The organism is Tyzzerella sp. An114, assembly GCF_002161055.1.
GTDB classification, from domain to species: domain Bacteria; phylum Bacillota; class Clostridia; order Lachnospirales; family Anaerotignaceae; genus Fimicola; species Fimicola cottocaccae.
In genome coordinates this window covers 149,289-173,256 of record NZ_NFLT01000005.1, presented here as the reverse complement: position 1 = coordinate 173,256, position 23,968 = coordinate 149,289, and the positions used below count along the sequence as shown (strand labels likewise).

Sequence of the window (23,968 nt, the reverse complement as noted above, 5' to 3'; positions counted from 1 at the left end):
CCTAAAACTCTACACCCTTACAGGCTTTTATGCCCTTTTCATATCCATGTTTTATATTAACCATTTCAGTTACTGTATCAGCTATATCAATTATAGATTTTGGACAGCCTCTACCTGTAAGTATTATATCTTTATTTAAACTATATTTTTTAACTGTATCAGAAAGCATTTTTTCTGTGAGTATATCATCTATATTAATATTTTTCTGTGAAAAAACATTTATAATCTCATCAAGTATTACCATATCATAATCATCGGAAAGTTTTAAAAGAGACATATCCCAAGCCTTTTTCAAAGCCTCTCTCTGTTCTTTTTCGCTTTTAAGCCAAGAAAAGCCTATACCTAAAGGGTATATCTCACAACCTAATTTTTCAAGAAATATTCTCTCTCCGCAATCATAATCCAAAGATTTAAAAAACTGGAGTATACATACTTTTCTACCCCAGCCAAGTCCTCTCATAGCCATTCCTAAAGCTGATGTTGTCTTTCCCTTTCCATCACCTGTAAGAACTATAATTCTTCCTTCTCTATCCAAAGGCTTTCACTCCTCAATGCATTTATAATTTTTATATTACTTTCCCTGTCTTTAACTGCAATACGTATAAAATTATCAAAAAGACCTGTAAAACCTTCAGGTATTCTTATTAATATATTATGTTTCAAAAGTTCATCTCTAATATATTTTGAATTTTTATTTGTTTTAATCAAAAAGAAATTTGAGTCTGATTTATATATGTGTATATTATTTTCATTTGAAAGAGAATTATAAATAAATTCTCTCTCATCAATAATCCATTTTTTAGATTTTTCAATATAATCAATATCATTAAAAATAACATCTGAGGCGATAACAGCAAATGTATTTATATCCCAAGGCTTTGAGAAATACTCCATTTTTTCATTTAATTTATAATTACTACTTATTCCATATCCAAGCCTTATTCCCGGAAGACCGAAAAATTTTGTCACAGCTCTTATAATCAAAACATTATTATATTTTTTTATATTTGAAATAAAAGAGAATTTTGCTTCATCACAGGTAAACTCCATAAAGGCTTCATCTATAATTATAAAATTTCCTTTTTTTTCTGAAATTTCAACTATACTTTCAATATCAGTATTTTTAATTCCAACTCCTGTTGGATTGTTGGGATTACATATTATTATAATTGAATTATCCTCTATTTTACTTTTAAAAAAATCTATATCAAAATAATTTTTATCAAAATCAAAAGAAGGTATCTCAAAATATTCCTTATTTGATATTTCACAAGCCTTTCTATACTCTGAAAAAGCCGGAGCCATAATAAAAGCCTTTTTTTGTGGTAAACAGATTACAGCTCTATATATAATATCAACAGCACCATTTCCCACAGTAATATTACTTTTATCAACATTAAGGTATTTTGATATATTACTTTTAAGTTTTGAGTATTTTATATCAGGATATTTTGATACCTCATCAATTCTTTTTGAAATCTCATATTTAAGTTTTTCCGAAACACCTAAAGGGTTTATATTTGAACTGAAATCTATAATTTCATTATCATAATCATATATATTTCCACCGTGAAAATTCATAAAAATCAATCCTTTAAATTAAAAAAGCAACAATAATTCCCATAGTCACAACAATAAGTGTTGCACCATACATAAAGTCTGTTGTTGTCTTAATATATTCATAATTTATTTCATTTATATTATCCCCTATTGTATCTTTATAGACAGTTTTATTAAAATACACAGTAGGTCCACAAAGCTCAATACCCATTACACCAGCAACAACACTTTCTGTCCAGCCGGCATTGGGACTTTTACTTTTTTTATGGTCTCTCATCATTATTCTATAACCATTTTTATAGTCTTTACCTGTTATAAAAGCAAAAATCACCATAGCAAAACCTGTAAGTCTTGCCGGTATAAAATTAGCTACATCATCAAGTTTTGCACCAAAGAAACCAAAATCAATGTATTTATCGTTTTTATATCCTATCATAGAATCAAGGGTATTTACAGCTTTATAGGCAATTCCTAAAGGTGCACCGCCTATCATAATATAAAAAAGTGGTGATATTATACCGTCAGTTATATTTTCCGCCGCTGTCTCAACAGCTGCCTTAACAATGCCTTTTTCATCAAGACAATTTGTATCGCGACTCACAAGATATGAAACTTGCTGTCTCGCCTTTTCAATATCTCTTTCTTTAAGAGAGTTATATATTTTTATAATCTCTTTATCAAGACATCTTAAAGCTATACAATTCCATATAAGTATTATTTCAACAATATCTCCAAGTATATCGTTTACTCTATTAAAACCATATATTAAACCGTATGAAACACCAAAAGAAACAGAAACTGTTATTATAACAGTCAAAAATCCTGCAAATTTAAGTCCTTTTGGTGTTTTAAAAATTTTTCTCATATTATTATCAAGGAATGATATAAGTTTTCCCATATACTTTACAGGGTGGGGATAACTGTATGGGTCACCTAAAATCCTATCAATAATAAGTGCTATTACTATTTTTATCAAAGGTCTTCCTCCAATATTTTGTATATTTTATCAATATCAATACTATTTCTCACTATATTTGCAAGTTTAGTATACTGGCTTTCTTTATAGTCTGAGAAATTAACAATATCCCCATTATATTCCTCAATATTTTTTGACCTTCTAACCATGTTTACATATTTTCTTGTAAATACACCATTATCAAAAATACCATGGAAATATGTTCCTACAGCTCTTTTATCACTGCTTACAGCACCTTCAAAGCCATATTCTGTATTTATAAAGGATTTAACATTATCTCCTTTTTTCTCTGTACCCATATGAATTTCATAACCCTTTACATTTAAACCAAAAAGACTCTCTTTACCCTCAGAAAGAACAGTTTTCTTTTCATTTTCAAAATATGTATGAATATTAAGAAGTCCTAAACCTTCCATAGTTTTAATATCACTTTCAACAGAGTTTTCATCATTTATAGTTTTACCCATAAGCTGATAACCACCACATATTCCAAAAACAAAAGCACCTTCATTATGAGCTTTTTTTATTTCATAAAAAAGACCTTTTTCCCTTAAAAACTCAAGGGCATTCATAGTGCTTTTTGTTCCCGGAAGTATTATTATATCAGGTTTTTCCAATTCCTCACAACTATTTACAAATCTTATATTGACATTTTTTTCAAGAGCAAGAGCATTTATATCAGTAAAATTAGAAATATATGGCAATTTTATTACAGCTATGTCAATATTACCATTTTTATTTTTTGAATATTTAAGGAAATCCGCTTCGCTGTCCTCGTCATCTATATCAACATCAACCATAGGAACAACACCTATAACAGGAACTTTTGTTATCTCCTCAATCTGAACAAGTCCCGGCTCTAAAAGAGACACATCTCCTCTAAACTTATTTATTATTATACCTTTTACTCTCTTTCTCTCCTCAGGAGTTAAAAGCATTATTGTTCCCACAAGAGAAGCAAAAACTCCCCCCTTATCTATATCGCCTACAAGTATTACAGGAGAGTTAGCTATTTCAGCCATACCCATATTTACAATATCATTATCCTTAAGATTTATTTCTGCCGGACTTCCTGCACCCTCAAGAACTACAATATCACTTTTATCAAGTAATCTTTTATATGTTTTCTCTATTTCAGGTTTTAAGTTAGGTTTAAACTTAAAATAGTCCATAGCATTCATACTATCAAAAACTTTTCCATTTAATATTATTTGGGATTTTTTATCTGTGGAAGGTTTTAAGAGTATAGGGTTCATGTCTGTATGGGGCAGTTTATGGCAAGCCTCAGCCTGTGCAACCTGTGCCCTACCCATTTCCCCTCCTTCCGGTGTTATATAGGAATTAAGGGACATATTTTGTGATTTGAAAGGATTTACATTATATCCGTCCTCTGTAAATATTCTACAAAGAGCTGTACACAAAAGACTTTTTCCCACATTTGAAGCTGTACCTTGAAGCATTATACTTTTGTTTTTCATACCATTTCTCCGATTTATATATTAAAATGTTTATATTGTTATTAAATTCATATTGAATTATAATATATTGTAATCTAAAAAACAAATTTTTTGAAAGGAGATTAATCTACAAAATGGTTGATATAAAAACAGAAGAAAGACTTAAAAAAATATCTGCTGACTATGTATATAACGAAGCTGTAGGAAGTCTTTTACTTATACTTATGAGTGCCATAGAAGATATGGAAAGAGACGAAAACGAAATACCTTATGAAATTCATTCTGACATTATAGAGATAAAAGACGGTATAAAACACTATATTGTTAAACTTGAGGATATATTAAACGGTGACAAAGAGTTTATAAAAGCCTCTCTTGATGATTGTTTAGATATAAAAAAATCAATAGTAAAAATATATGAAAATATATATAGATATTTTGCTTCATGGGGAATTTATTCATCTCCTGTAACTGATGAAGTAGCTGTAAGAAAATATCGTGAAGATAATGTATCAGATAAAAAAATTGAATTTGATATGTTTTACAATGACTGTGTACAGTTCTTAACAACAGCTGAAAATCCTGTACAACAGAAAAACTTTATGGGACAGCTTTTAAAATGTATACCTCTGAAAATGGCTAGAGAAAAATATTTTGATATTATAAAAGAGTCTCTCAATATAGCTTTCAGTGGTGAGTCTGAGGAGTCAATTAAAAATGCTTTAAGAACAATAGAGTCTGCCTGTGCCCCTGAAAATCAAGAAACTTACGGGAAATATTTCCCAGAGCTTGCACAGTGGCTTGCAGAAAAGAAAAATATTGTATCTGAAAAATTAAGTGATGAGGAACTTGATGAGGAATATACAGATTTCAACGCTGTATTTGACACACTTAACAAAATTGAAGATTATTTTGCTCAGATGTTCAACGATATAAACTCTCTCATAATACTTTTCTATACATCATATACATTTGATGAACTTACAGAAAATAATTTTGAGTACAGTGACCTTTATCACTCTGTATGTGAAATATTAACAGGAGAGACAGACTCTGAAACAGCTTTAGCTTTCACAGACACATTAAATGAAAGACTTGAAAATGCTTTTGAACCTATAATTGATAAGGCTAACGCTTTAAGTGCTGAAGAACTTAAAATAATTGAGAAAGTAGGTTCTTTTGAAAATCTCTCTGATGAGACAGCAAAAAGTATTATGAGCGATAGCTTTGTTAGAAGTATGTACTATGGAGATATAAATGATGAAATATTCAACTTTAACATAGATACAAATCTTCCTCCTGCAAGTATGGAATTTAAAAACAAAGTATTTGATGAATTTATAAACACAATGAGAGAATACTTTGCAAAACTTCCTTCAAAAATAAGAAAACTTTCAATGCAATTACTTCTCTCATCACTTCCACCTGCATTTACTGTTGATGAGGCTATAAATCTTATAAGAGAAGCTATGGAAAATACTCCTGATTTTGAACACAAAGTTCTTATTGTAGATAAAGCGGGAATGGTATTTACAGACAATGGTTATGATTACAGAACAGAAGAAGAAAAAGATGAAGATTGGGGATTAATGGATTATCATCACCATGATTGCGATTGTGGTCACGAACATCATCACCACCATGATTGTAACTGTGGTCATGAACATCATCATCACCATGATTGCGACTGTGGTCACGAACATCACCATCATCACGACTGCGATTGTGGTCACGACCACCACGAACATAAATAATTAAAAACGGAGGTATTAAAACTATGGATTTCAAATTTAATCACTACAACTACAATGTACTCGACCTTGAAAAAAGTATAAAATTTTATGAGGAAGCTTTAGGACTTAAAGAAGTAAGAAGAAAAGAAGCATCTGACGGAAGTTTCATTCTTGTTTATATGGGTGACGGAAAAAGCGATTTTTCTTTAGAACTTACATGGCTTAGAGACAGAAAAGAGCCTTATAATCTTGGAGAAAATGAATTTCATCTTGCATTTGTAACAGACAACTATGAAGAAGCCTTTAAAAAACATTCAGAAATGGGCTGTATATGTTACAACAACGAAGCTATGGGAATTTATTTCATAAATGACCCTGATAATTATTGGATTGAGATTGTACCTAGCAAATAATAAATAAAATATTAAAAACCTCTGATAAAATATCAGAGGTTTTTCTTTTGTACATTTATAAACTTTTCTTTTGTGATATGAGTGAATTTACTTATCTATTCAATTAATTTTAAATTAAACAATTCCCTGAGCAAGCATAGCATCTGCAACTTTACGGAAACCAGCAATGTTTGCACCAGCAACAAAGTTATTTTCCATTCCGTATTCTTTAGCAGCTTCTGCCATTTCTTTGTAGATATTAACCATAATTCCGTTAAGTTTAGAATCTACTTCTTCAAATGTCCAAGAAAGTCTCTGGCTGTTCTGGCTCATTTCAAGAGCTGAAGTAGCAACACCACCAGCGTTAGCAGCTTTAGCAGGAGCAAAGAGTGTTTTGCTTGCAAGGAATACATCAATAGCCTCTTTAGTTGAAGGCATGTTTGCACCTTCACCAACAGCTATACAGCCATTTTTAACGAGTGTTTTTGCATCTTCTTCGTTAAGTTCGTTCTGTGTAGCACATGGAAGAGCGATATCACAAGGTACTGTCCAAACGCCTTTACCTTCATGGTATTCAGCATCTTTGTGGTATTCAAGATACTCTTTGATACGTCCTCTCTTAACTTCTTTGATTTCTCTTGCAGCTTCAAGGTCGATACCATTTTTGTCATAAATCCAGCCGTTAGAGTCTGAAAGTGTAACAACTTTAGCACCTTTCTCCTGAGCTTTCTTACAAGCATATAAAGCAACGTTACCTGAACCAGAGATAACAACTGTTTTTCCTTCAATGCTGTTTCCAGCGTTTTTAAGCATTTCTTCAACGATATAAATAAGACCGAAACCTGTTGCTTCTGTACGAGCAAGAGAACCGCCGTATGTAAGACCTTTTCCTGTAAGAACACCTTCATAGAGACCTGTAATTCTCTTATACTGTCCGTAAAGGAAACCAATTTCACGTCCACCTACACCAATATCTCCAGCTGGAACGTCAACATCAGCACCGATATATTTGCAAAGTTCTGTCATAAAGCTCTGACAGAATGCCATAACTTCTCTGTCACTTTTTCCTTTAGGGTCAAAGTCAGAACCACCCTTACCGCCACCGATTGGAAGACCTGTAAGAGAATTTTTGAAAATCTGCTCAAATCCTAAGAATTTAATAATACCAAGGTTTACAGATGGATGGAAACGAAGTCCTCCTTTGTATGGTCCGATTGCACTGTTAAACTGTACACGGTATCCTCTGTTAACCTGAACCTTGCCGTTATCATCAACCCAAGGTACACGGAAAATAATCTGTCTTTCAGGCTCAACTATTCTTTCAATAAGGTTTAAATCCTGATATTTTGGATTTGCATCAATAACAGGTCTTAATGAGTTTAAAACCTCATCAACTGCCTGTATAAACTCTGGCTGAGCCGGATTTCTTGCTATAACTCCTGATAATACGTTATCAATATATGACATTGTAAGCTTCCTCCGTTCTTTTTTTATTTTTAATTTAAAATAATTTTTAAAATTATTACAGGTCTATTATATTACTAAAATAGTTAATTTTACAATAGAAAGTGTCTTATACTTTCCATAAATATTCCTTATACGGCGTACAAAATTCCACCTATTACAGAGTTTATTTATTTTTTTAGTGTAAATATTACTATATACAAGGAGGTCTTTTCATGAAAAAAACAGTAACATTTGAAAGGCTTAACGACATACTTTTATCAATAAGGAATTTTATATGGGATTATCCTTATAAAACACTACAAAATGTAATATTTATTGATGAAAATTCATTTTATTCCTATATGGAAAATGAAAAAATAAACAACAAAACAATAAAAGAACTTATGGAAGAAATAGAAGACTGTATTCCCTTTTCTTTGACAGACAAAAGCCATGAAATTTTTATGTCAGCATTATACAGTAAATCAGAAAGAGAAGCAGAAATTTTTTGTGAAGAATTTAAGAGAGAATGCAAAGTTAATTTTATAAAAGAATTACGACTTTTAAAATCAGATATACAATTTAAAAATCTTGTTGAGCTATGTCAAAAAATAAGAGAAGAAAATTCAAATTTTGACTTTATACTTGAAAGGATTTAGAATATAATATAATTTATTTAAAATTTGGGGGTATATATTATGCTTTGGGGCGATAAGCCGTATAATTCTTTAAATTATAGTCTTAAAAATAAATTCGGAACAAAAATTGCAAAAATATCAATAGATGGTGGTTTTACTTGTCCCAACAGAGACGGAACGAAAAGTTTTGGTGGATGTATATTTTGTAGCTCAAAGGGCTCTGGAGACTTTGCAGAAAGTCGTATAATGCCCATAAGAGAACAGATAGAAAAAGGAAAAGAACAGACAGCGAAAAAATGGAAAAATGCAAAATATATTGCCTATTTTCAGTCCTACACAAACACATACAGCTCTGTTTCCGACCTTAGAAAGAAATATTATGAAGCTATTAACTGTGATGATATATGCGGAATAGCCATAGCTACACGTCCTGATTGTTTGCCTGAAGATGTTCTTGAACTTTTATCTGAAATTAATGAAAAAACATATTTATGGGTTGAATTAGGTTTTCAGACAGCAAATGAAGAAACAGCAAAATTTATAAATCGAGGATATACAAATGATATTTTTGAAAAAGCTATAAAAGAACTTAAAAATAGAAATATAGAAGTTGTTGTTCATACAATATTAGGACTTCCCAATGAAAGCCATGAAGATATGATTAATACTGTAAAATATGTTACCTCTTTCCCTATTGACGGAATAAAACTTCAACTTCTTCATGTTTTAAGAGACTCCCGACTTTATAGCTATTATATTAACAAAGGATTTCATATACTTAGTCAAGAAGAATACACAGATATTATAATTGAAGCTATTGAAAATATACCTGAAAATGTTGTCATACATCGTTTAACAGGTGATGGAAATCGTGAAAATCTTATTGAACCTCTTTGGAGCCTTGATAAAAGAGGAACTCTAAATCTCATTCACAAAAAAATGCGTAAAAACAATTCATTTCAAGGAAAAAAATTAAAAAAAATGTAGAAATTTATTTGTCTATATATTAAAAGTATTATATAATAATATAGCTATAATGTATTTTATGTAACCGGGAGTGTTTTAAAATGTCTAATAATAAGCTACGAAGACTTGCAGAAGATAAGCTTATAATATTATATCTTATTGAAAAAATGGGTATAGCTCTCTCAAACAGTGAGATTTGCCAATTTCTTCTTGAAAAAAACTACATAAATTATTTCAATGCACAGCAGTATCTTTCGGAGCTTGTTGAATCAGGTTTTCTTGACCAACAAAAAGAGAATAATACCACAAGATATTCTCTTACAGACGAAGGTACAGAAGTTCTTAGCATATTTATAAAGCATATCTCACCTGCGGCTAAAAATGATATTATTTCATATGTTCATGAAAACGGTAAAAGAATAAAAGCTGAATATGAAGTCACAGCAAACTATTTTTTGGAGCTTAACAATGAATATAGTGTAAAATGCGGTATATATGACAGTGAAGGTGTATGTCTTATGGAAATAAATGTTTCCGTACCTTCAAAAGAACAGGCAAGACTTATGTGTTCTAATTGGAAAAAGAATGTTAACAAACTTTACGGTTCAATATTTACTGCTATGATTTCAAATAAAGAAATTCCCATAAAAAAAATAACTTTGCCAGAAACAATAGATTTTGACAAAGCATTAAAAAAATAAAGAGTATAGGATAAAAAACCTATACTCTTTATTTTTTTGAAGGTAATATTGCCCAACACACAAAATATAACACTATCATAAAAACAGAAATTAAAAAAAACATCAAAACCCAAACTATTCTAACAAGGGACGGTTCAAAATCAAAATACTCTGCTATACCTCCACATACACCACCTATTATTTTATTTTCAGACAGACAAAGTTTTTTATCCATATTTTATCACCTTAAATTATTTAGTCTAATAAATAATACGCAAATTTATAGTTTGTGTCTGTGATTTTATATTTTGTAAATATATAAAAAAAGAATTTCTGTAAAAAAACAGAAATTCTTTTTTTATGGTATATTTTCATAATTACCACTTTTTATTAAATTATTTACTCTATCAATATTAACTCCCATAGTTGTTTTTTGGTATGTATTATAAACTTCATTTATAAGATTTGATATATACTTTTCATCATCACTTTTCAATCTTTTTACATTAATTTTAGAGCATTTTCCAATATAATTATATTCTCCATCAAAAACAATATATCCTTTCATATTGCTATCCATAGATTGTTTTAATACATAATTAGCTATACAATAAAAATTTCCTTCATTATCATAAAAAAACTCAACATTGTTTATTTTAATATCATTATTATGTTCTTCAAACTCATCAGCATTATTAAAACATTTAAGGAAAAACTTTTCATATTTCATCTGTTCTTTTATTTTACTAGAATTTTCATATTCAGGTATAATATCAAAAAGCCTTTCTGCTTCTATATATTTTCCTTGGTTTAGAAAATTAATAGCTTCAAGATAAATTTTTTGAGGATAAATCATTTTTGTGTATAAAAAAATAAACACGGACACTATTATAAATATCATAAATATAATAGAAATTAAAAACTTTCTATTAAAACTTTTTTCATAGCAATCATTTTTTAAAAAAGTTATTTTTTTGTATTTTTTATTAAAATATAGTATCATATTAAGTCTCCAAAAAACTATAAAATTACTTTTAATTAAACAAACATGCTATTATACACAAAATGTAATCTTTATTAAAATTATAAAGTAATACATTTTATTTGTCAACAACAAGTTGTCAATTAAACTATACATATAATGATAATGAATTATCCATCATTATTTTATTAGAATAAATACATACAAACTTTTAAGGAGGTAATTTAAAATGCTTTCCGACAGAATAAAATCACTAAGAATAAAAAGTGGTATTTCACAAGCAGAACTTGCACGTAAACTTAACGTTACTCGGTCAAGTATAAATGCATGGGAAAGCGGTTTATCCACACCGACGACACAATATATAGTAAAATTTGCAAAAATTTTTCATGTTTCAAGCGATTATATACTTGGAATAGAAAATAAAATGAGTATAAATCTTGATAATTTTGATGAAGATGAAATAAATATTATATATGAGCTAGTGGAATATTTTGACAGTAAAAAGAAAAAATAATAGACGGATATTTTATATCCGTCTATTATTAAATATCAAACTGCTTTCTGCTCAAGTCTAAGCATATCAGCTATGAGAGCGATAAACTCACTATTTGTAGGTTTTCCTTTGTGATTATCTATTGTATATCCAAAAAGAGCATCTATGGCATCAATTTTTCCTCTACTCCATGCAACCTCTATGGCATGGCGTATTGCTCTTTCAACACGAGAAGGTGTTGTATTACACTTTTTAGCTATTGAAGGGTAAAGTTCCTTTGTTATATAGTTAAGTACGTCCATATCGTTAACACTCATTATTATTGCTTCTCTCATATAGTGATAACCTCTTATATGTGCAGGAACTCCTATTTCATGTAAAATATTAGTAACTTTTGTTTCAAGGTCATATTGAGTATTTCCTGTCATTTTTATGCCATTGTATGAAACAGAAGGTTTTATAACAGGTTTTTCACTCATAAGCTGACGTATTCTTCTACAAAGTGATTCCATATCAAAAGGTTTTACAATATAATAAGATGCACCCAATTCAACGGCTCTTTGGGTTATTTTTTCTTGACTTATAGCTGAAATAATGATACAAACAGGCATATTGGCTCCCTGTTTTTGCAATTTTTCCAAAACTCCAAGTCCATCAAGACGAGGCATAATTCCATCTATAATGGCTATATCAGGTTTAAGTTCTTGTATTTTATTAAAAGCTTCTATGCCATCATATACAGTTTTACAAACTTCCATATCTTCTTGTTTATTGATATAATTACTTACAATGTCGCAAAAGTCCTTGTTATCATCAGCTAAAAGAACCTTTATTTTTCCATTATTCAAAATAATCCCTCCAGTATATATATTATATTAAACATCATTTTACATTTATATTGTAAAATTGGAAAATATTTACTACAAGGATTATTATAAGTTATAAAAATATGTTTTGCAATATAATAGAAATACCATAAAATTACTGTTTATTTTTGTTTTTTACACTTTTTACCATTTTTATTATTTTATCATGGTTGTAATATAATATTTATTATATTAAATTGGAATTTTTTGTAATATTTATTTTTTGACAACAAAAAAGCCTTATAAAAGGCTTTTATTTTGGTATTCCATATAATGATAAACTTGTATTTTTATATCTTCCGTCCATAGTCACATCTTTATCAAACCATTCAGGAGGAATAAATTCAATAGCTTCTTTTTCACTTTCAAACTCAACTTCAACTGTTAAAAGACCTAAAAGCTCTCCTTCATATATATCAAGCTCCGCTACAAGTCCATTTTTAATAGGTATTTTATATCTTTTCTTTTTAACAAAAGGTGTTTCTCTTTTATTCAAAAGTTTTTCATACTGTTCTTTTGTTATCAAAAGTTCAAATTCCTCTCTTGAAACAAGACCACTTCCCTTTACTGTCAAAACAAAATTATCATTTTCACGTCTTAAACGTATTGTGGGACTTGTTGATATATAACATTGTTCCATATTTATACATTCAAAATTTTCCAAATTATCAGGAATTTTTTTAACAGTAAATTTTCTTTCTATTTCCATTCAAAATTCCTCCCTAGTATCTATGATTTATATATTCATCTATAAGAGATATTCTGCTTCCCTCAGTAAATACTCCCTCATCTCTAAGATTTTTTAATATGAGAGTATTTGTAGAGTGGAGTATAACATCATGGTCAGGTATAACTATCTCAAAAAGCTTTCCTTTTAAATATTTTGAACGTACCTTTACAAAATATGCTTCCATATTTCTATAATCAAGCATATTTAACACTTTCATTGTAGCTTTATCTTTTTTGTAATAATAGTAATCTGATTTCTCTCTATAATCATTTTTAAGTTCAAAATCCATGCCTCTTTCAGTGCTAATTGATTTCATTTGCTTTGCAAGGGCATTATAATATTGATAGTTATATAAAGCTTTTTCAACAGTATCTATATTTTTAAAAGGTCTTATGTCATTATTCATAACTTCATCATAATTCATTTTAAGATATTCTCTTTTTGTCATATCCCCTTTTTTATACTGGTCAATAAGACTCTGTCTATATTTAAAATATTTTTGTATCGCATTCATATAAAAATCCACCAGCCTGACTTGTTAAAATATATATCCATATATTACAGATAGAAAATTTATTTAATCATAAGTATAATATTTTTAAAAAAAGAAGGAGCAAAAATAATAATGAGCACTAGTACAATGCTAAAAGAATATAATTCAAATATATCACCAAAATTAAAAGAAATAGATATTTATCTTAAAACAGAAGAACAACCCTTTAATATAGATAATACTGCTTCTATTTTAGATATTTCAAAAGATGAGCTTTTACATATAATGTATGTTTATGATATAACATCAATAAATATATCAGATTTTTTTACAATAATGATAAAAGGCAGCAGTAAAATCTGCCGCCTATTTTCACGCAAATTGAACTGTGGATTGAAAACCGAATATTCACCAGAAAATATATCATATATTTATGATATAGATATATCAGAAGTTTACAGAGCCTGTAAAAAGCTAAACTGTTACTCTTTTGATGATAGAACTATCAAAAATATTCTCGGTGAAATCAGTATACAATCTGAGTCTTGATATTTTCTTTAAGATTATCATCTTCCAAAATTTCTATTATTTTGAGAGCAAAATCAATGGCTGTACCTACACCTTTTGATGTAAGGAAATTTCCGTCTTTTACATAAACTTCATCTATAACATCAGAACCATAAAGTTTGTTTTCCATTCCTGGATAGCAAGTTGATTTAAGTCCCTCAAGAAGTCCCATTTCACCTAATATTGTAGGTGCAGCACATATTGAAGCTATAAGTTTATTTCTCTTATTATAGTCTATAACTACATTTTTTACACCATAATGTTTTGAAAGGTTTATTGTACCAGGCATACCTCCTGGAAGTATAACCGCATCACCTTTCATACATTCAGCTTCATCAAAAAATCTGTCTGCAACAACTTTTATACCATGTGAACCTATAACCTCAAGGCTATCGCCTATTGAAACAGTAGTACATACAATACCAGCACGTCTTAAAAGGTCAACAGGAGTGAGAGCTTCTATCTCCTCAAATCCTTCTGCCAAAAAAACAAATACTTTTTTGCTCATAAAAATTCTCCCTTCTTACTTAGAAAAGCCTGAAACATTAAAACTATTATATTATATAACAAAAAAACATTTATGAAAAGATTATATATATTCATATATTTTAATTACAATTTATAAAAAAAGCCGTTCTTTATGAACGGCTTTAAAATTTTAAAATTAATTATTTATTAGCTTTTTTCCAACCTGCTGTAACTTTATCAACAAATATTGCAATAGCACCGTCACCAGTTACGTTACAAGCTGTTCCAAAACTATCCTGTGCAAGGTAAAGAGCAATCATAAGAGCTGTGAGAGTCTCATCAAAACCAAGCATAGACTGAAGTATACCAAGAGCAGCCATAACAGCACCACCAGGTACACCAGGAGCAGCTACCATTGTAACACCAAGCATAAGTATGAATGGGAATATATTTCCAAAGCTATAATCCATACCATTCATCATCATTATTGCTAAAGCACAGCTTGTAAGTGTTATTGTTGAACCTGAGAGATGTATTGTAGCACAAAGAGGTACTACGAAATCAGCAACCTGTTCTCTAACGCCATTTTTCTTTGTCTGACCAAGAGTAATAGGTATTGTTGCAGCAGAAGACTGTGTTCCTACGGCTGTCATATAGGCAGGTATCATATTTCTTATAAGTTTGAAAGGATTTTTACCTGCTGTAACACCAGCTATTGTGTACTGTACTACTATAATTATAATGTGAAGTATAATTATTATTAAGAATACTCTTGCAAATACACTTAATATCTGGAATACTGTACCTGCTTTTGTCATGTTTGAGAATATACCGCAAACATGGAAAGGTAATAAAGGAATAATAACGTTTGAAATTAATTTTGATATAATTTCCTGAAGCTCATTAAAAGCATTTTTAATAACTGTTCCTTTTATAACAGCTATACCAAGTCCCATAAGGAATGAGAATATAAGAGCTGTCATAACTTCCATAATAGGTGGCATATCAATTGTTATGTATCCTGTAAGAAGCTGATGTTCTGGGTTTGCAGCATCCATAACAAGAGCACCCTCTTTGAGGAAAGTTGGGAATATTGTTATGTCTACAAAATATGCAAGAGAACCAGCTATTACTGTTGAGAGATAAGCAACTCCGGCTGTAAGAGCAAGTATTTTTCCAGCTCCTGCACCAAGGTCACCAATACCAGGAACAACAAATCCGATAATTATAAGAGGAATTGCAAAGTTAAGGAAATTACCAAATATTCCATTAAATGTTGCAAAGGCTCTTATGAACCACTCTGGCATAAAAGAACCGAATATGATACCGAGAATAATTGCGATAATCAAACGTGGCAGTAAACCTATTTTTTTCATAATAACCTCCTAGAAAAAATAATATAATAATAAATTATATATGATGGCAGTTTAAAAGCACTTTTGTCCACCTCTCAAAGACAAGGCATTATTTTTGTACTACCAACAAATACATAGTATTATAATTAATACATAATATCAATAGGCTAGAATGATTTTCGTTAACGTTTAACTCTAAAAATTTAATAAAATTTTTAAAAAAAGACTTTTTTTGTTAAAACCACACTTATTTTACATAAAATGAAATTAAAAAAAGACTAATTTATATATTATGCATAATTATATATTGTTTTTATTGACAAATACAGCATATTTCACATACTAATTAATAAAATATATTAACAAAATTAAAAAATTCAATAAAAAAAGCCCAAAACTAACCTTATTTACTGTTTTGGACTTTTAAATTTTCAAAGCTCTTTTAAATTATTTTGAAGGTTTATAATTGCTCTTAAGGGATACAATTCTGTTAAATACCAATTTGTCATCTGTTGTGTCCTTTGTATCAACACAGAAATAACCATTTCTCATAAACTGGAATTTATCTCCTGGTTTAGCATCTTTTACAGAAGGCTCAATATAGCAATCTTTTAAAACTTCTATTGAATCTGGGTTCATAATCATATCACCGTTAGGGTCATCTGGATTATCAAGCATCATAGGTGCATAAAGTCTTACATCAGCTTTTACAGCTGTATCAGCGTTAACCCAATGAAGTGTACCTTTTACTTTTCTTCCATCGAAACCTGAACCACTTTTTGTTTCAGGGTCATATGTGCAATGAACCTCTGTAATATTTCCATTTTCGTCTTTAACAAAATCTGTACAAGTAACAAAATATACACCTTTAAGACGAACTTCTTTTCCTGGGGCAAGACGGAAATATTTCTTTGCTGGAACTTCCATAAAGTCGTCCTGTTCAATGTAAAGCTCTCTTGAGAAAGGAACAGTACGTTTTCCAAGGCTTTCATTTTCAGGATTATTTTCAAGCTCCATATATTCAATCTGACCTTCTGGATAGTTTGTTATAACAAGTTTTAATGGTCTTAAAACTGCCATAACAACCTTTGTTTTAGCTTTAAGGTCATCTCTTATACAATAATCAAGGAGACCGCTGTCAACTTTACTATTTGCTTTTGATACACCTATTCTCTCACAGAAATCTCTTATAGCTTCAGGTGTAACACCCCTTCTTCTGAGACCGCTTATAGTAGGCATTCTTGGGTCATCCCAACCATCAACAAGACCTTCTTCAACTAAAGCTCTAAGTTTTCTCTTACTCATAACTGTATTTGTAAGATTAAGTCTTGCAAATTCAATCTGTCTTGGAATAACATCAAATCCACCAACATTTTCAATAACCCAATCATATAATGGTCTGTGGTCTTCAAATTCCATTGTACATATAGAATGTGTTATACCTTCTATGGCGTCCTCAAGAGGGTGAGCGAAGTCATACATTGGATATATACACCATTTGTCACCTGTTCTGTGGTGGTGTGAATGTGCAATTCTGTATATTACAGGGTCACGCATATTTATATTAGGACTTGACATATCAATTTTAGCTCTGAGAGTTTTTGAACCATCTGGAAATTCTCCATTTTTCATTCTCTCAAAAAGGTCAAGGTTTTCTTCAACACTTCTATTTCTGTATGGGCTTTCTTTTCCCGGAGTGCTTAAAGTTCCTCTATACTGTCTCATCTCCTCAGATGTAAGGTCACATACAAAGGCTTTACCATCTTTTATAAGTTTTACAGCATATTCATAAAATTTATCAAAATATTCTGATGCAAAATAAAGTCTGTCTTCCCAGTCAAATCCAAGCCATTTTACATCTTCTTCTATTGAGTCAACATACTCAACATCTTCTTTTGTTGGGTTTGTATCATCAAAACGAAGATTACATTTTCCACCATAATATTTTGCAAGACCAAAATTAAGGCATATTGATTTTGCATGACCTATATGGAGATATCCATTAGGTTCAGGTGGGAAACGTGTATTAAGTTTGCAAAGACCTTCACTTCCTAAGTCATTTGTTATATAACTATGTATGAAGTTCCCTGTTCCGCCAAGTTCAGATTCTTTTGAAACTTCATTTTTGTTTTCTTCAGACATAAAACTTCCTCCCAAAAAACTTAATTATCTGAAATAAATAATATTATAAATACAATATAATGTCAATTATTCATTAACCATTGAGCAAAATGTTTGTCAACAATTTGAACACCACTATGGTTAAGATGTGCATCATCTCTGAAATTTTCATTAGTCAAAAGATTTTCTTCTTTATTTACAATATTATAATCTATATAAGGTATATTATTCTCTTTAGCAAATTCTGCAACAGTATTATGGACAATATCATAATTTTCTATGTATTCCATAGAAACATTAGCCACTGGAGCTGTAACAAAATAAAGCTCTATACCTTCATTTTTACAAAGTTCTATTATTTTTTCAATATATTTTTTCTGTGTTCTGTTAAACTCCCAGTCCTCACCGTCAAATCCTTTAAACTGGTTAGTCTCATCATATTCATTTTCAGGCATAATAATATCACAATAAGTATAGCCTCTACTTCTGTAATACTCTGTACCCTCAACTTCAGGTAAAGCCTTTTTATGAACACCATATTTTTCCTCTAAATCATTTTGAATTTCATTAGCCTCATAAGCAAAATAATCCTGTTGATATCTTATAGGAAAAAGACTGTATTTTATTCTTTCATTAATAGGAAAAACCTTATTTATATACTCGTCTTTAAGCTCTTGATTTTTTAAAACTTCAAAAAATGAATTTGCTTGTTTCATTTCAAATTCATCTTTTAAAATATCCCAATAAATCTCAAGAACAACTTTTTTAGGCTTTTGATGATTTAAAACCTCTCTCAAAACATAATAACTTGTGTCATAGTGCTGTAAAGGTGTTCCCATTTGCCAGCTTGATGTTTTAAGTATAGAGTCTATAATTTCAGGGTCAAAAGTACAATATGAATGTGATGAACCTATATAAACCATATCTATTGAATTTGGTTCTTGATTATAAAACTCACTGTATCTCTGTTGTGTAAAGGCATTTACAACATTTTTATCTGCCGCCTCTTTATATTTTGCACCGGCTTTATTAAAGGCAAAAATAACTATAACTAAAAATACAACAAGTTTTATGACTGTTTTAAAATTGGAAATAAATGAATTCTCCTGCATTATAATAAACCCCCGCAGTCAATACAAAAACCGCTATAAGTGAATAAAATAAAACTTCAACAACAGCTGGTTTTTTTAATATATTAATATGCATATCTCGTCCAAAAACAGCTTCTGCAAAAAGCATTATAATTATTGCTGATGAAACAACAATAAGTTCATAAATATTAAGTCCCATATTTGTGAAAACCTCATATAAGTATTGAGGTTCAAGCCACATTCTGAAATCCCATAAAATATGATTTATAATATAAATAGCATCTTGAAAACTATTTGCTCTAAAGAATATAAAAGCATAGGCAACAAGAGCAAATGTTATAATAATTTCAAAAAATTTCATTACAACACTATTTTGTATGTGGAGAAACTCTTTTACTCTAGTTCTAAAAGGAAGTGTAATCTCCCCAACAACAAGATATAAACCATGAAGTCCTCCCCATATTACAAATGTCCAAGCTGAACCATGCCACAAACCACTCAAAAGAAAAGTAACTATTAAGTTTCTGTAATGCTTAATTTTACTTACTCTGTTTCCTCCAAGAGGAATATACACATAGTCGGTAAACCATGTTGAAAGGGATATATGCCAATTTCTCCAAAACTCTTTTATTCTTGTTGAGAAAAATGGTCTGTCAAAGTTTCTCATAAGGTTAAAGCCCATAATTTTGGCTGAACCAATGGCAATATCAGAATATCCACTAAAGTCACAGTAAATTTGAAATGTAAAAAGTATAAGGGCTATTACATAATAAAGTCCACTGTAACTTTCACAGGAATTAAAAATTGTATTTACAGCAATAGCTGCCCTATCGGCAATAACAACTTTTTTAAAATATCCCCAAAGCATTATTTTTAATCCCATTATAGTTCTCTCAAAATCGGGATAATGTCTTTTAAAAAACTGAGGAATAAGATTTTGACTTCTCTCAATAGGCCCTGCCACAAGCTGTGGAAAGAATGAAATAAACAAAGAAAACTTTCCATAATGTTTCAAAGGCTTTATTTTACCTCTGTAAACATCTATTGTGTAGGCTGAAGCCTGAAAGGTATAAAATGATATACCCATAGGAAGAACTATATTAAACTCCGGAATAGGGTATCCTATACCCATACTTAAGAATATACCCATAATAGTTTCATTTATAAACATAAGATACTTAAATATAAATAAAAGTCCAAAGTTTATAAAAAGGCATATCATAAGATATCGTTTTTTTAGACTTTGATTATTTTTCCTCTCTGCACCATAAATCCTTATGGCTGCAACATAATTTATAAATGTTGAAAACACAAGAAGAATTATAAGTACAGGACTCCAAGCCATATAAAATATATAACTTGATGCCAAAAGAAGTATCCATCTCAGTCTATGGGGTATCAAAAAGTATGTTATTGAAACCACAATAAAAAAAACCAAAAATTGAAATGAATTAAAAAGCATAACACACCTCTTTAAAAATCTAAAAAATCTTTATATTTGATGATACAATAAACATTCAAAATAGTCAAAAGTATTTATTTGATAAATTAAAAAAAACAGCCATCTTTTAAGACAGCTGTTTTTGTTATAAATTTTATTTATAAATTATATCTTCTATAATATTATTAAGTTGATAGTTTTCTTTCTCAAGTATTGTAATATCATTTACATATTTCTTTTCTCTTTCCATATATTCACAAAGTTTTTTGTTTATTATATTTTTCTCTTTTTCACACTCTGAAAAAAGCATTGAATATTTTTTCTGTATTTTATCAATTTCCATTGTAAGCTCAAATATTTTTCTCTCATTATCCTCATTTTTATTTATAAGCATATTAATTTCATCTGTATTTTTTCTTTTTTCTGTGGCTTCAATCATTTTTTCAGTCTCCTTTTCAACAAAAACATCTGTATCCTCCTTTGAGTATACAGGAATACTTCCCTTTTTTGAAATTAATCCATAACACTCATTTGAACGTATACAGCCTTTTTTATACTGTTTTCTATATCTACATTTAACAATATCTTGCCCGTAAGGGTAAACTCTTTGTATTCCTGAAAATCCTATACCTTCAGGATTTACTCTAAAAATCCCCTTACCCGTTTGCCACATAGTATAAACAGTATCATCTTTTTTATACAATATAACATCATCAGCAAATCTTCCTTCCCACAAAGTTTTAGCTGATGACACTGCATCATTCTTATATTTATAATATACTCCCATTCTTCCTCTTACTGCTGAAATATATGATATATGAACTCTGTCATTATCAGCAAAAACAGATATATCTGTAACATAATTTCCATTTTTTATATACTCCACAGGATTTCCCATATTAAAAGGATACATTATAACTTCTCTACCCTTAATACTTCCTTCAGGTGTTTTATAAAAAATCATATTATGGTTTTCTTCAATATATGCCACATTAAATTTTATATTGCTATGTACTATAATTTCATCTATAAATACAGGTTCAGTCCATTTTCCATTATCCATACAAGTATAAAGTAACATAGCTCGTCCCTTTTCATTATGTGCCACAGTATAAAGCATTACAGGAATATTTTTTACAATCTCAAAATAGAAAAATGAATTTTCAATGCTTTTATTCTTTTTAAAAACAATACTACTTTCCCAAATACTATTTTTTCTCCTAGAAAGAATAATATTTCCTTCACTACTTTTTGTAAGTATATAAATGTTTCCATTTTTATCGGTTGTACAGTTAAAAATCGTGTCTGTGTCATATATACATACATTATCACTTTCACCTTCTTTTATTTTTACAATATTATTTTCTTTATATATACACAACAGACTACTATTATCAAAATCCCCTCTCAAAAAAAACATATTTCTTGAAAGCATATAAAACCAACTCCTTTTTTAAATTTATATGCTTTCAAATATTTAATATTACAAAAAAAAGACTTCTGAAATTATTCAGAAGTCTCTTTTTTATTTATTATATTATTTATTTTCAAACTCAACAAGTTTTTCAAGTATTTTATTACTTCTATCAATAAATGCTGTCATTTCCTCCGGTGAAAGTGTTTTATGTCCCATAAGTGCAAGGTCATAAATCTGTTTTGCAACAAGCTCTGTATCTTCTTTTCTGTCCTCTCTACCTTTAAGATTTACAAGAAGTTTTATAAGTTTGTTTGAACTATTGAGAACAAGAGTCTCCTCAGCCTCTATATTTCCAAACATTTTGCTCATCATTTCATCTTTTGCATAAGCTTCTTTCATTTCCTGTATTCTTCTTGACTCCTCAGATAAAAGTATCATAGCAGAAACATTTTCAGCCTTAAGACCTTCCATTTTTACATTAAGTTTTTCTTTTCCAAGTATTCCTCTAAAAAGGTTCTGAACTTCTGTATTAAGCTCATCACTTGTAACTTCATCATTTTTAAGAACGTCAGATATATCAGCATCAATTCTCTGAAGTTTTATTCCATTATTTTTATACTCAAGGAATGACACAAAAGGTTTATCTATTGCTGTTGATAAATCAACTGCCACAAGGTCATTTTCTTTAAATAAATTTATATACTGTATCTGCTGATTTTTATCTGTAAAGTAGAACATTTTATTTTCATGTTTATCTTTACACTCCTCAAGATACTCATTTAAAGTAACATATATATCGTCAGTAGTCTTAAATAAGAGAGAGTCTTTTATTTTATCATAAAGTTTTTCTTCACGCATACAGCCATATTTTATAAATACTGATATATCATCCCAGAATTTTTCATAAGTCTCTTTTCTCTCATTTTTGAACATACTATTAAGTTTGTCAGCAACTTTCTTTGTTATATAAGAAGACATTTTTCCTGCATAACCGTCATTCTGAAGGGCACTTCTTGAAACGTTAAGAGGAAGGTCAGGACAATCAATAACACCTTTAAGAAGAAGTAAAAATTCAGGCACAACCTCTTTAATATTATCAGCAATATAAACCTGATTTGAATAGAGTTTAATCTGTCCGTCCATAGCGTCCATTTCATTTACTATTTTAGGGAAATAGAGTATTCCTTTAAGTCTGAAAGGATAGTCCATATTAAGATGTATCCAGAAAAGAGGGTCATTCATATCCATAAATACATCATGGTAGAATTTTTTATAATCCTCATCTGTACACTCTTTAGGCTGACGAAGCCATAAAGGATTTACATCATTGAGAGGAACAGGCTCTTTTTCTTCCTCATCTTCAATTTTTCCTGTCTCTGCTATTTTTTCAGCTTCCTCAGGAGTTGCATGAATTACATTTGATTTTTCTTCTTCTTTTTCATCTTCTTTATTTGAAATTGTATCAATATATATAGGTACAGGCATAAAAGAACAATATTTTTTAAGTGTTGTATAGAGAGTGCCTTCATTGAGGAATTCTTCTCCGTCATCACCTATATAGAGAGTTATTGTTGTTCCTCTCTCTGTTCTCTCGCCTTTCTCCATTTCATAATCTATGCCGCCTTCACAAATCCATTTTGCAGCTTCTGAACCTTCAATATAGCTTAATGTATCAATTTCAACTTTCTCAGCTACCATGAAAGCACTGTAAAAACCAAGACCAAAATGACCTATAATGTCATTTTCTTCATCTGATTTCTCCTCATATTTTGATAAGAAATCTGTTGCACCGGAAAAAGCAATCTGATTTATATATTTTTTAACTTCATCAGCAGTCATACCGATACCGTTATCAATAATTTTTATTGTCTTATTCTCTTTATCAAGTACAACATTTACAGCGAATTTCTCGTCATCTTTTACAGAAGGAGCTTCACCCATTCCCATAAGTTTTTTAAGTTTAGTTACAGCATCACAGCCATTTGAAACAAGTTCACGAACAAATATGTCTTTGTCTGTATAAAGCCATTTTTTAATAATAGGCAAAAAATTCTCACTATTTATAGATAAATTACCCTTTTCCATTAGGTATT

The 23,968-nt window shown here is 29.7% G+C and carries 24 protein-coding genes; 7 read left to right on the top strand and 17 right to left on the bottom strand.

Annotation, left to right across the window (positions count from 1 at the left end; all coding sequences use genetic code 11):
* Nucleotide 1: 1 nt before the first annotated feature.
* From B5E58_RS06540 to B5E58_RS06525, 4 genes are read right to left on the bottom strand one after another with little or no spacing between them, the layout of a single operon-like run.
* Nucleotides 2–535, bottom strand: a complete 534-nt coding sequence (locus B5E58_RS06540) for a cob(I)yrinic acid a,c-diamide adenosyltransferase (RefSeq protein ID WP_088108885.1) — start codon at nt 533–535, stop codon at nt 2–4.
* Nucleotides 511–1,581 carry a pyridoxal phosphate-dependent aminotransferase gene (locus B5E58_RS06535; RefSeq protein ID WP_088108884.1) on the bottom strand — a complete coding sequence of 357 codons (1,071 nt, stop codon included), beginning with the start codon at nt 1,579–1,581 and terminating at the stop codon, nt 511–513. Before B5E58_RS06535 ends, B5E58_RS06540 begins: the two co-directional genes overlap by 25 nt.
* 13 nt (nt 1,582–1,594) lie before the next feature.
* Nucleotides 1,595–2,536: an adenosylcobinamide-phosphate synthase CbiB gene (cbiB, locus tag B5E58_RS06530; RefSeq protein WP_158097686.1), complete on the bottom strand. Its 942-nt coding sequence runs from the start codon at nt 2,534–2,536 to the stop codon at nt 1,595–1,597.
* On the bottom strand, nt 2,533–4,014 hold the full coding sequence (locus B5E58_RS06525; protein ID WP_088108882.1) for a cobyric acid synthase: 1,482 nt from the start codon (nt 4,012–4,014) through the stop codon (nt 2,533–2,535). Before B5E58_RS06525 ends, cbiB begins: the two co-directional genes overlap by 4 nt.
* Nucleotides 4,015–4,127: 113 nt before the next feature.
* Between B5E58_RS06525 and B5E58_RS06520 the strand changes: the two genes are divergently transcribed.
* Nucleotides 4,128–5,747 (top strand): hypothetical protein, encoded by a 1,620-nt coding sequence (locus B5E58_RS06520; protein ID WP_088108881.1) that lies wholly within the window; start codon nt 4,128–4,130, stop codon nt 5,745–5,747.
* A 23-nt stretch (nt 5,748–5,770) separates the two neighbouring features.
* On the top strand, nt 5,771–6,139 hold the full coding sequence (locus B5E58_RS06515; RefSeq protein ID WP_088108880.1) for a VOC family protein: 369 nt from the start codon (nt 5,771–5,773) through the stop codon (nt 6,137–6,139).
* Nucleotides 6,140–6,253: 114 nt separating this feature from the next.
* On the opposite strand, the gene gdhA is transcribed toward B5E58_RS06515, so the two are convergent.
* Complete coding sequence (gdhA, locus tag B5E58_RS06510) at nt 6,254–7,585, bottom strand: NADP-specific glutamate dehydrogenase (RefSeq protein ID WP_088108879.1); 1,332 nt, start codon at nt 7,583–7,585, stop codon at nt 6,254–6,256.
* Between the two features lie 212 nt (nt 7,586–7,797).
* Between gdhA and B5E58_RS06505 the strand changes: the two genes are divergently transcribed.
* From B5E58_RS06505 to B5E58_RS06495, 3 genes are all read left to right on the top strand, one after another.
* Nucleotides 7,798–8,223, top strand: a complete 426-nt coding sequence (locus tag B5E58_RS06505) for a hypothetical protein (RefSeq protein ID WP_088108878.1) — start codon at nt 7,798–7,800, stop codon at nt 8,221–8,223.
* A 39-nt stretch (nt 8,224–8,262) separates the two neighbouring features.
* Complete coding sequence (locus B5E58_RS06500; RefSeq protein WP_088108877.1) at nt 8,263–9,189, top strand: TIGR01212 family radical SAM protein; 927 nt, start codon at nt 8,263–8,265, stop codon at nt 9,187–9,189.
* A gap of 80 nt (nt 9,190–9,269) precedes the next feature.
* Entirely contained in the window at nt 9,270–9,869 is a 600-nt protein-coding gene (locus B5E58_RS06495; protein ID WP_088108876.1) for a DUF4364 family protein, read from the top strand.
* A 28-nt stretch (nt 9,870–9,897) separates the two neighbouring features.
* On the opposite strand, the gene B5E58_RS06490 is transcribed toward B5E58_RS06495, so the two are convergent.
* Both B5E58_RS06490 and B5E58_RS06485 read right to left on the bottom strand, forming a co-directional pair.
* Entirely contained in the window at nt 9,898–10,083 is a 186-nt protein-coding gene (locus B5E58_RS06490; protein WP_088108875.1) for a PspC domain-containing protein, read from the bottom strand.
* 123 nt (nt 10,084–10,206) lie between these two features.
* Nucleotides 10,207–10,704, bottom strand: a complete 498-nt coding sequence (locus B5E58_RS06485; protein WP_158097685.1) for a hypothetical protein — start codon at nt 10,702–10,704, stop codon at nt 10,207–10,209.
* Between the two features lie 355 nt (nt 10,705–11,059).
* On the opposite strand from B5E58_RS06485, the gene B5E58_RS06480 reads away from it, so the two are divergent.
* Complete coding sequence (locus B5E58_RS06480; RefSeq protein WP_088108873.1) at nt 11,060–11,347, top strand: helix-turn-helix domain-containing protein; 288 nt, start codon at nt 11,060–11,062, stop codon at nt 11,345–11,347.
* Between the two features lie 35 nt (nt 11,348–11,382).
* On the opposite strand, the gene spo0A is transcribed toward B5E58_RS06480, so the two are convergent.
* From spo0A to B5E58_RS06465, 3 genes are all read right to left on the bottom strand, one after another.
* Nucleotides 11,383–12,174, bottom strand: a complete 792-nt coding sequence (gene spo0A / locus B5E58_RS06475; protein ID WP_088108872.1) for a sporulation transcription factor Spo0A — start codon at nt 12,172–12,174, stop codon at nt 11,383–11,385.
* Nucleotides 12,175–12,445: 271 nt separating this feature from the next.
* On the bottom strand, nt 12,446–12,901 hold the full coding sequence (locus tag B5E58_RS06470) for a CYTH domain-containing protein (RefSeq protein WP_088108871.1): 456 nt from the start codon (nt 12,899–12,901) through the stop codon (nt 12,446–12,448).
* A 13-nt stretch (nt 12,902–12,914) separates the two neighbouring features.
* The gene (locus tag B5E58_RS06465) at nt 12,915–13,436 is read right to left on the bottom strand and encodes a DUF6648 family protein (protein ID WP_088108870.1); all 522 of its coding nucleotides are present in this window, start codon (nt 13,434–13,436) and stop codon (nt 12,915–12,917) included.
* 111 nt (nt 13,437–13,547) lie between these two features.
* On the opposite strand from B5E58_RS06465, the gene B5E58_RS06460 reads away from it, so the two are divergent.
* Nucleotides 13,548–13,964: a hypothetical protein gene (locus B5E58_RS06460; protein WP_088108869.1), complete on the top strand. Its 417-nt coding sequence runs from the start codon at nt 13,548–13,550 to the stop codon at nt 13,962–13,964.
* On the opposite strand, the gene B5E58_RS06455 is transcribed toward B5E58_RS06460, so the two are convergent.
* The 7 genes from B5E58_RS06455 to htpG all read right to left on the bottom strand — a co-directional run bounded on the left by B5E58_RS06455 (nt 13,942) and on the right by htpG (nt 23,960).
* Nucleotides 13,942–14,490, bottom strand: a complete 549-nt coding sequence (locus B5E58_RS06455) for a DJ-1 family glyoxalase III (RefSeq protein ID WP_088108868.1) — start codon at nt 14,488–14,490, stop codon at nt 13,942–13,944. The two genes, B5E58_RS06460 and B5E58_RS06455, sit on opposite strands and share 23 nt — an antisense overlap.
* 160 nt (nt 14,491–14,650) lie before the next feature.
* Complete coding sequence (locus B5E58_RS06450) at nt 14,651–15,826, bottom strand: dicarboxylate/amino acid:cation symporter (protein ID WP_088108867.1); 1,176 nt, start codon at nt 15,824–15,826, stop codon at nt 14,651–14,653.
* 426 nt (nt 15,827–16,252) lie between these two features.
* Nucleotides 16,253–17,947, bottom strand: a complete 1,695-nt coding sequence (locus B5E58_RS06445; protein ID WP_088108866.1) for a glutamine--tRNA ligase/YqeY domain fusion protein — start codon at nt 17,945–17,947, stop codon at nt 16,253–16,255.
* Between the two features lie 62 nt (nt 17,948–18,009).
* Complete coding sequence (locus tag B5E58_RS06440; protein ID WP_088108865.1) at nt 18,010–19,038, bottom strand: hypothetical protein; 1,029 nt, start codon at nt 19,036–19,038, stop codon at nt 18,010–18,012.
* On the bottom strand, nt 19,007–20,479 hold the full coding sequence (locus B5E58_RS06435; protein WP_088108864.1) for an MBOAT family O-acyltransferase: 1,473 nt from the start codon (nt 20,477–20,479) through the stop codon (nt 19,007–19,009). Before B5E58_RS06435 ends, B5E58_RS06440 begins: the two co-directional genes overlap by 32 nt.
* 133 nt (nt 20,480–20,612) lie before the next feature.
* Nucleotides 20,613–21,893: a hypothetical protein gene (locus B5E58_RS06430; protein ID WP_088108863.1), complete on the bottom strand. Its 1,281-nt coding sequence runs from the start codon at nt 21,891–21,893 to the stop codon at nt 20,613–20,615.
* Nucleotides 21,894–21,995: 102 nt separating this feature from the next.
* The gene (gene htpG, locus B5E58_RS06425) at nt 21,996–23,960 is read right to left on the bottom strand and encodes a molecular chaperone HtpG (protein ID WP_088108862.1); all 1,965 of its coding nucleotides are present in this window, start codon (nt 23,958–23,960) and stop codon (nt 21,996–21,998) included.
* Nucleotides 23,961–23,968: the final 8 nt, after the last annotated feature.